This is a genomic window from Gracilibacillus sp. HCP3S3_G5_2 (assembly GCF_052063305.1).
Lineage (GTDB): Bacteria > Bacillota > Bacilli > Bacillales > Amphibacillaceae > Gracilibacillus.
This window is the reverse complement of record NZ_JBQHXU010000015.1, coordinates 69715-79057: the sequence shown is the minus strand read 5'-3', so window position 1 is coordinate 79057 and position 9343 is coordinate 69715. Positions and strand designations below refer to the sequence as shown.

Sequence of the window (9343 nt, the reverse complement as noted above, 5' to 3'; positions counted from 1 at the left end):
TCCCGTACAAATACTCGGTGACAAGCTTTACTTTAAATTCTTCACTATATTTGACCATAAAAACACCCCCGAAAGTTAGGTTTTTTACTCTAACTTTCGGGGGTCGGTACCGATTGGTATGGGCTATTTTTCACTTCTTATTATTTAGTCAAAACATATAATACCTTGATTTTCAATTGCTTGGGCGTGTTTATCACCTATACCATTAACTCGTTTTAAGTCACTGTATGATGAAAATGGACGGAGGCTAACAATTTGCGATGCTCTCGTTCAGGACCAACCTGGTAAATAGCTAAATATTCTCATTTTTTATTCCCACTCTATAGTAGCAGGCGGCTTACTTGTCACATCATACAGCACGCGGTTAATATGGTCTACTTCATTAACTAAGCGCACTGATATCTTCTCTAAAACATCCCATGGGATACGTGCCCAGTCAGATGTCATTCCATCAATTGATGTCACAGCACGGATACCGATCGCATAGTCATAGGTACGCGCATCACCCATGACACCGACACTACGAATATCTGGTAATACGGTGAAGTACTGCCAAATATCGCGATCTAAGCCTGCTTTTTTAATTTCCTCACGTAAGATGGCGTCTGACTCCCGCACAATTTCTAGTTTTTCTGGAGTGATTTCACCAAGCACACGAATACCTAGACCAGGTCCTGGGAAAGGCTGACGCCATACAATTTCATCTGGCACTCCAAGCTCTGTACCTAATGCTCGTACTTCGTCTTTGAATAATGTATTTAATGGCTCAATCAATTCAAACTCCATATCTTCTGGTAATCCACCTACATTGTGGTGTGATTTGATTGTTTGGGCAGTTTCCGTACCACTTTCCACAATGTCTGTATAGAGAGTTCCTTGTGCTAAGAAGTCCATGTTTTCCAATTTGGCAGCTTCATCATCAAACACATAAATAAATTCATTTCCGATGATTTTACGCTTTTCCTCTGGATCAGATACACCTTTTAACTTTGATAAGAATCGTTCTTGTGCATCTACTTTAATAATATTCATGTGGAACTGATCACGGAAAGTATGCATAACTGTTTCTGCTTCATCTTTACGCAAAAGGCCGTGATCAACGAAAATACAGGTTAATTGGTCGCCGATTGCTTTATGGATCAATGCCGCTACAACTGAAGAGTCTACACCACCACTTAACGCACATAATACATTACGATCACCGACTTGTTCCCTAATTTTATCAACTTCCATATCGATAAAGTTTGCCATTGTCCAATCTCCCGCACAATCACATGCTTGGAATACGAATGATTTTAATAGATCATTTCCATACTCGGTATTACGTACTTCTGGGTGGAATTGTACACCATATAATTTCTTCTCTTTATTACTCATAGCAGCAACTGGTGTTGATGAACTTGTCGCTTCAATGTCAAAATCTTTTGGTGCGTCGATAATTTTGTCACTATGGCTCATCCAGACAACTTGTTTTTCTGGAGTTCCTTCAAAAAGTAATGCTCCCTCTTTCACATGAATGTCTGCTTTACCATATTCGCGCTCATTAGCACGTTCTACAACTCCCCCAAAGTGATGAGTCATTAACTGCATCCCATAACAAATACCTAAAACGGGAATACCTAAATCAAAAATACGCTCGTCACAACGGAAACTGTTCTCCCCATAAACACTGTGAGGACCACCAGATAAAATAATTCCTTTAGGATTCATTTCCTTTATTTCATCGACTGTTAGACGATGGGAGTGCAATTCACTATATACCCCAAATTCACGAATACGACGTGTAATCAATTGATTATATTGACTACCAAAATCTAATACTAAAATCATTTCATTGTTTACTTCCAAGTTGTCCACTCCTTCAGTTTGATTCCATTTTATATCTATACACCTTAAAATGATAAGGAACTTACCGCCATTTAGAGGCGAAATACCATTCATTTACCTAAAAATAAAAATCTGCCTTTCTTCTGACGTGCAGAAAGGCAGAAATCCTGACATGACCTCTGCCTTCATAGTCCGAACATTTACGGTGTTCAGGTAGAAACATTTGAGCCGTATTCTCAAACATATATGAAGGTGATTGTGATGCAAAGGAAAACTGCATCCAGAATTAAGTACCACGATACAAACCGAAATACTCTCTATAATTTTTATCTATTCTATCAATCGATACGTATCAGGTCAAGCAAATATTTGATCAATCATTTGCTGAAATAAGCCTTGTAATCGCTTGTTATCTTTAAGAGATGATGTTTGATTACGATACAAGTACTCTTCATATGCTAATGTGATAGCATACATTTCTGAAGTTCCTAATCGCTTATCCACTTCTGCTGCGTACTGTCGTAATGTTTGTCCCTTACTACGATGTATCCCTCTCTTTTCCAATATTTCCAGTAAATAAATATAAGCTGCTTCGATTTCTAATTTTTCTACTAATCGTTTCCATTTCTTGAGCATATACCAATCTCTTATTTGATAACGCTTGAGGTAAATGGAAGTTGCTAGAATTATCATGAAAAGGAGCACAGCGACTATCCAGTAATAATTCCAACCGCTTCCTTCTCCTTCACTATTGGAGCCACTTTGCACACCTTCATCTTCTGCCGGGTTTAGCGCTTGGTCTTCCTGCTCTTCTTCACTAGTTTCTTGCTGAGTTTCTTCCTCCGACTCCTCTTCATCTATCATATAATCTTCCGTGTTAACATCTCCACTCGTTTCCAAATAAAAATCAGTTGGATTCGAGAATCCACTAGTAGGTTCAAAGGGTACCCAGCCAGTCTCAGGAAAATAGACTTCCACCCATGAGTGTGCGTTATTATTTGTCACTTCATATAAAGAATATTCGTTTGGAAGAGGTGGCTGATCCTGTGCTTCTACACCCCCAGTGAATCCCTTCACCCATCGTGCTGGGATATCTAAAGCACGTAGCATGACTACCATTGATGTCGAAAAATTATCACAATAGCCTACTTTTGACTCAAATAAAAATTGATCAACGTAATCCTCTCCCTCTTCAGGTACAGGTACTTCTTCAATTTGATAGATAAAACCATTCGAGGAAAAATAGCCTTCTATCGCCTGTGCTTTATCGTATCTATTATTCTCTCCGTTTGTTATTTCGGCTGCTAATTCCCGTACACGGTCAGGTAAACTATCAGGTAATTGCAAATACTGCTGCTTAATACTATCAGGATCTTCTTCTGAATTACTCCTCAATTCATTTATGGAAAAAGAAGGAGCATCGTATTCGATTGAATAGGACATATTTTGCATTTGTTCTGACGATTCAGATTCTATTTGACCAGAATGGCTATCCGTGAAAAATGTTTCATTACCTGGTGAGGTTATTTGATAAATTCCATACGGATAGACCACTTTTGGCAATTGGGTTTGCGCTATCGTACGTACCACAGCACTGTATGATTCCGTTTCTATCCTGTGACGTTGAAATGTACTCCACTCTATTTCTCCATTGGTTAATTCCTCAAAGTCTAACTCAGTTGAACGCTCCCATCCCTTTCCGGTATACAAATCTTTTGATTCAATTCGCCAATAAATATCATCATGAGCTATTGCCTCAAACACTGGAGAATCATCCTGGATAAATGAACCTCCTAATTGTGAATCATCCTCACCATAACCCACTTTTTGCACCGTACCACCATTAAATCCTACATGACCTGCTGTACTTTGAATAAAGGGGACCGGATCTGGCCATTGCGGATTTAATTTAGGTGAGTATACCCCGAGTAATGTCGCAAATACTACAATAACAACAACTGGTGCCATCCAATTCAATGCATGCTTTTTCGTTTCTTGTGTATGAACATTGTCCATCAGTTTCACATATCTACTAAGCCCGAGTACCAAAAACGAAACAATGAACGTTCTAACCATTGCTAGTTGTGCATCATAGATAGTATACGTATCTAGTACTGCTAAGTAGATAAAAGTTAAGACAACAAACATAAAGAATTTATTAGCTATCGTAAACCAATAATGTAGTAAGTAGCTCATCACCCATAACAATACCAAGAATAAAAGGCTTCTGAATAGAGGTGTCATTGCTGCCCAGTCGTTTTCCCATACTACACCGAGGTTAAAGCTTAGCTCTGAGCCCCACAATTGTATCCATTCCCGAGATAACAGGGAAGCATGAATAAATAAATAGTCAAGAATAAATAGTAGTGAGAAAAACTTGATCATGAATTTCGCCCATGGGTTTTTCGTAAAAAAAGAGGTGGCGAAACAGATTGCCGTGTAAATAACAAACAAATAGGCACTACCTGTATCGGTAATTTGCTCTAACGGTCGTAACCATTCCCAGAACAACATAAACCCAGCTAATAATAGAATAATAGAGGAAACAGATTCTAAGGTTATTCTTTTTTTCATCGGGACGCCTGCACCTCCCATTGCTCTTGCATTAATTGCTTTTCCGTTACGGTTTGGACACTAATATTCTTCAATCGAAGTGATCGGATGTATTGTTCTATTTTAGCATCTAGTTCTTTTTCTGAAATAATATAGCAGACTGCTAATAGATAGTCTTGCTTTTCCCAGTTAGATAACCGCTCTACTAACCATTCATCTAAGTGATGAATGACAAATAAAACGACACTCCCTCTTGATAGTTCCTTAATCGGTGTTGCCATTCGTTCTGCTAAGGATATTTGTTGTTCCTGTTCTACCGTTGCAAGATAATTTTGTACTGCCGGAAATTGGAATCGCAACTGGTTATAAGAGAAAAATACCTCTTCTTTTCCAAATGTATAAAAAGACATCCTTTGATCTTTCTTGCGAAGGGACTCCAATATAGATAGCGTCCATTCAACGGCTGCCTCAAATACCAATTGTTTTGATTGGGACAAGCCGCCCGCTACATCTAAAATTACAACAATTTGAGAGTCCTTTTCCTGCTCAAACTCTTTTGTCATTACAGTATTTTTCCGTGCAGTCGTTTTCCAATCAATCCAGGAAAAGCGATCCCCTGGAATATATTCTCTAACTCCTGATACCACATTTGTTAACTTTTCATCATGAATATGTGAGGACATTAATCCTTCTTCTAGACTCATAGATTGTTGTTTCCACTTTAATTCCTTAATGGCTGGATAAACCAAAAACTCTTGTGCGACTTTAAAACGATGTTCAGTATCTACAAAACCGAACATATCACCTATTCTCAAATTAATTGTTGAAAGCTGATGTTTGCCACGTGGTAAATGTTCCATTCGATAATGTATAGCAAACTCTTTTTGGAATCCTGGATATAATATTTTCTTCAGCAAACGACTTCGATGATAGGATTGCTGTTCAAAGAGGTACTGGTATTTTTTCTTACCAATATCTTGATATCGAAGAGATTCAGGAAATTCTTCTTCTAACACCAAATAAAAAATAGGAAAACGGAACTTACGTTTAATCGTAATTGTTACCTCTATATGCCCTCCTGTTTGCAAATAACGCTCTGACAGTTTTCTTTCTACCTTCCAGTTGTGAATCGGATAGAAAGGGATAACGAACATATAGAGAATAATTGGTAGCATACTATAAAACAAAAACCAGCTAACAAAACCACCTTGGAACATCGCAAATACAAATAGTATCCCTAGTAAAAGAAGCAGTTGCAGTCCTTTTACAATTTTTCGCATCATTCTTTTCATCCATGCAATTCCTTTCGGACAGGTACATCAATTTCATCTAATATTTGCGCAACAAGGGTGGATGGTGTAATCCCCTCATACTTTGCTTCTGGCCGTAATATAATTCGGTGGGATAAGACGTAGGGTGCTAAATAAATGACGTCATCTGGAATGACATAGTCACGGTTTTCGATATAAGCGTATGCTTTAGCTGCTTTCATCAATGAGATGGACCCTCGTGGACTAACCCCGAGTTGAACATAGGGGCTTTTTCTCGTTTCAGATACTAATTGGACGATATAACGCTTCACTGTGTTATCTACATAAAGACTATCAACTACTTTTTGCATTTCAAGTAATTGTTCCTTCCTGATAACTGGCTGAATTGCATCAATCGGATGTTCGCGATCTGTCCGATTTAACATTTCTAACTCATCCACTTCATTTGGATATCCCATACTTAATTTCATTAGAAAACGATCAAGTTGAGCTTCTGGCAACGGATATGTTCCTTCATAGTCGACGGGATTTTGTGTCGCCATTACAAAGAAAGGCTTTTGCAATGACTTTGTCATCCCATCTACTGTTACGTTCATTTCTTCCATAGCTTCTAATAATGCAGACTGAGTTTTGGGGGACGTTCTATTAATCTCATCTGCTAAGACAATATCACCAAATATAGGCCCACTACGGAATTCAAATTCCATTTCTTTTGGATTATATATAGAAACACCTGTCACATCTGAAGGCAATAAATCAGGTGTGAACTGGATCCTTTTGAAATCACAATTTAACGACTTTGAAAGTGCACGTACCAGCATTGTTTTCCCTACACCTGGCACGTCTTCCAACAATACATGCCCATCAGCTAACAGAGCAACTATACTAAGTGTTACTTCACGTTCCTTACCTATCATAACCTTTTCTATATTTTCGAGAATCTGTGCTACTTCATTACGATAATCCATTTTTAAGCCTCCATTCTGCTCACTACTCACTTCCGCAACTACTACCTATTACTATACTATATATAGGACCTTAACGCCTACTGATTAATCTAGGCGAATGTTGAAAATCTTGGATAGTTTCTAAATGAAGAAAGGTTGAGGTAAAAGAACTATTAAAAAGGATACTTTATATTTATTATCTCTTTTTTCATGGAACCATCACTTATCGATTTATTGATACGAAGATAAGCAAAATCCCTGGCAATAGCGCCAGGGATTATCCTATCCGATAATAACTCGTTCCGTTGGGTAATGAAAGCGATCCTTGGTATCATCTCCGCGGACAATAAATAGGAATGTAAAAAGTCCGATTCGACCAATAAACATCAGACACATAATTAAACATTTACCAAAAGTTGATAGTTCGGGAGTAATTCCCATCGATAATCCTGTTGTACCGAATGCCGACGAGACCTCGAAGATAATTTCCATCAGACTAAATGGTTCTGTTTTATTTAATACAATAACTGATCCGACACAGAGCATTAAGGCTGTTGTAATGACAATAAAAGATCGTAAAATATCCTCTTGATGAATCTCACGACCGAATACTTTTACGCTCGAATTCCCTTTTGCATAATTCCAAATCGTCAAAAGCATAATAGCAAAAGTTGTCGTTCGAATTCCCCCTCCAACACTGCTTGGAGAAGCACCTATAAACATTAAAGCACTAATTAAGAACAACGTAGCTGTTGAAAAGTCTGATACATCCATTGTTGACAAGCCACCACTTCTACTTGTAACTGATTGGAATAAACTGTAAAAGAACGTTTCGTGCCATGATTTACCCGCAAAAAAGGCGTTCTTCTCTAGTAAGAAGATCAAAAGTGCGCCTATCACAACCAACCAAAAGAAAGTTACCGTCGTAATTTTAGTAAACAGTGAAAATTTATGGCGGTCATGAACAGCCTGGGTTCTTCCCTTTAACACTTCTTGTACTTCCACTAATACCGGAAAACCGATAGCCCCTAATATGATTAGAATCATATTAATGAATTGCACAAAATAATCATCTGCAAATGGGACCAAGGAAGCCCCCGTAATATCGAGACCACCGTTTGTCGTTGCACTGACAGAAGCAAATAACCCATGCAGTATTGCTTCACTAATGGAGTCATAATAATTAAGAAAATGGATCGATAAAATAATAGCACCAACTAGTTCAATCAATAAGATCAATTTAAAGATTTCTAACATTAATTTAACGAGTCCAGATAGTGTCTTACTATTTTGTTCAACCATAATCATTTTTCGGTTACGTATGCCAATTTTTTTGCCGAGTATCACCCAGATAAATGTACCCATCGCCATTATCCCGATTCCACCAAGATGCAATATTACAGCTATAGCTACTTGACCAGCAGGATTGAAGACATCAGCAATCGTAACAACTGTAAGGCCAGTAACACTTATCGACGTTACCGCAGTGAACATAGCGTCAATAAAAGACAGTTCTACACCTGGTCGATGAAGAAATGGTAAACTGACAATAATAGTGGAAATGACAACAGCCAATAAATAATAAATAACGATATGGTGTATTGCTGACCATTCTTTTGTCATCTTTTTTATTTTATCTAAAAGTGCCATAATGCTTGCTCCTTCATGTACAAACTAGACGATAGTTTATCATATTCCATCGGATTAATCATCTATTTCTTGTATATTTTAACGACTTTTTAAAATTACTATCTATTTTCTATCATGATTGCCATTCTTCTTTGAAAAAATCCTCTGTATTATCTGCTAAATACCGGCACTTTGGATAGAAACAATTACAGGATATTGGAGCTTACTTTACATATATTGTTGTATCACGTTTGAGTTTATTCTTATTTCATTTTACAATAACCTTTGTAGATATATTAGAGATATTTAAAGGAGAAATCGGATGAAATCTTTAAGCACGTTCATTATGGATAAACGTTTCAATCGTTTTATTACATGGCTAATTATCATTAACGCGATATTAATTGGTCTTGAAACGTTTCCGAATATTTATGAAAACTATCATTTTTACTTTGTTGTTATCGATATAATCATTCTAGCAATTTTTGCAATAGAAGTACTATTAAAGATAATTGTATGGAAAAAAAGCTTTTTCTCGAATCCTTGGAATATTTTTGACTTTGTGATTGTACTTGGAAGCCTGATCCTATATAGTACCCCATATGTTAGTGTATTACGTATTTTCCGTGTATTAAGGGTCTTCCGCACAATTACTGCTATTCCAACTTTACGAAGAATTGTCGCGGCATTATTTATGGCCATTCCTACTATCAGTAGTGTACTATTGGTTATGTCACTCATATTCTATGTATATGCAGTTTTAGGAACATCTTTTTATCACGAAATTGCGCCTGAATATTTTGGTAATATCTTTTTAAGCTTCGTGACTTTGTTCCAGATCTTCACTCTGGAGTCTTGGGCAAGCGGGATATTTCGTCCAATTTTTGAACAGGAACCTTGGTCATGGCTCTATTTCCTAACCTTCATTGTGCTATCTGCATTTATCATGATTAATTTAATCGTCGGTGAAATTGTTAACAACGCTCAAAAAATAACCGATGATATTGAAGAAGACACCGATGAAATCAAAGATGACACAAGTGAGATTAAAGAATTGAGAAAAGAAATACGTGAACTGAAAGAAATGTTGCAGGAAAGGAATTAAATTAGTATAAA

The 9343-nt window shown here is 37.2% G+C and carries 6 protein-coding genes and 1 riboswitch; of the genes, 1 reads left to right on the top strand and 5 read right to left on the bottom strand.

The window, feature by feature from the left end:
- Positions 1–309: 309 nt before the first annotated feature.
- From guaA to ACTNEP_RS18420, 5 genes are all read right to left on the bottom strand, one after another.
- The gene (gene guaA, locus ACTNEP_RS18440; RefSeq protein ID WP_441163447.1) at positions 310–1830 is read right to left on the bottom strand and encodes a glutamine-hydrolyzing GMP synthase; all 1521 of its coding nucleotides are present in this window, start codon (positions 1828–1830) and stop codon (positions 310–312) included.
- Between the two features lie 165 nt (positions 1831–1995).
- A riboswitch (purine riboswitch) is annotated at positions 1996–2097 on the bottom strand.
- An 87-nt stretch (positions 2098–2184) separates the two neighbouring features.
- On the bottom strand, positions 2185–4401 hold the full coding sequence (locus tag ACTNEP_RS18435; protein ID WP_441163445.1) for a DUF4129 domain-containing transglutaminase family protein: 2217 nt from the start codon (positions 4399–4401) through the stop codon (positions 2185–2187).
- Positions 4398–5672, bottom strand: a complete 1275-nt coding sequence (locus ACTNEP_RS18430) for a DUF58 domain-containing protein (RefSeq protein WP_441163444.1) — start codon at positions 5670–5672, stop codon at positions 4398–4400. The genes ACTNEP_RS18435 and ACTNEP_RS18430 overlap by 4 nt, the downstream gene beginning before the upstream one ends.
- Positions 5669–6619, bottom strand: a complete 951-nt coding sequence (locus tag ACTNEP_RS18425; protein ID WP_441163443.1) for an AAA family ATPase — start codon at positions 6617–6619, stop codon at positions 5669–5671. The genes ACTNEP_RS18430 and ACTNEP_RS18425 overlap by 4 nt, the downstream gene beginning before the upstream one ends.
- 261 nt (positions 6620–6880) lie before the next feature.
- Positions 6881–8248, bottom strand: coding sequence for a TrkH family potassium uptake protein (locus tag ACTNEP_RS18420; protein ID WP_441163442.1), 1368 nt, complete (start codon positions 8246–8248; stop codon positions 6881–6883).
- Between the two features lie 301 nt (positions 8249–8549).
- Between ACTNEP_RS18420 and ACTNEP_RS18415 the strand changes: the two genes are divergently transcribed.
- On the top strand, positions 8550–9332 hold the full coding sequence (locus ACTNEP_RS18415) for an ion transporter (protein ID WP_441163441.1): 783 nt from the start codon (positions 8550–8552) through the stop codon (positions 9330–9332).
- Positions 9333–9343: the final 11 nt, after the last annotated feature.

Coding starts and splice junctions, on each gene's coding strand:
- ACTNEP_RS18415 (WP_441163441.1), top strand. CDS start 8,550: ATGAAATCTTTAAGCACGTTCATTATGGATAAACGTTTCAATCGTTTT.
- ACTNEP_RS18420 (WP_441163442.1), bottom strand. CDS start 8,248: ATGGCACTTTTAGATAAAATAAAAAAGATGACAAAAGAATGGTCAGCA.
- ACTNEP_RS18425 (WP_441163443.1), bottom strand. CDS start 6,619: ATGGATTATCGTAATGAAGTAGCACAGATTCTCGAAAATATAGAAAAG.
- ACTNEP_RS18430 (WP_441163444.1), bottom strand. CDS start 5,672: ATGAAAAGAATGATGCGAAAAATTGTAAAAGGACTGCAACTGCTTCTT.
- guaA (WP_441163447.1), bottom strand. CDS start 1,830: ATGATTTTAGTATTAGATTTTGGTAGTCAATATAATCAATTGATTACA.
- ACTNEP_RS18435 (WP_441163445.1), bottom strand. CDS start 4,401: ATGAAAAAAAGAATAACCTTAGAATCTGTTTCCTCTATTATTCTATTA.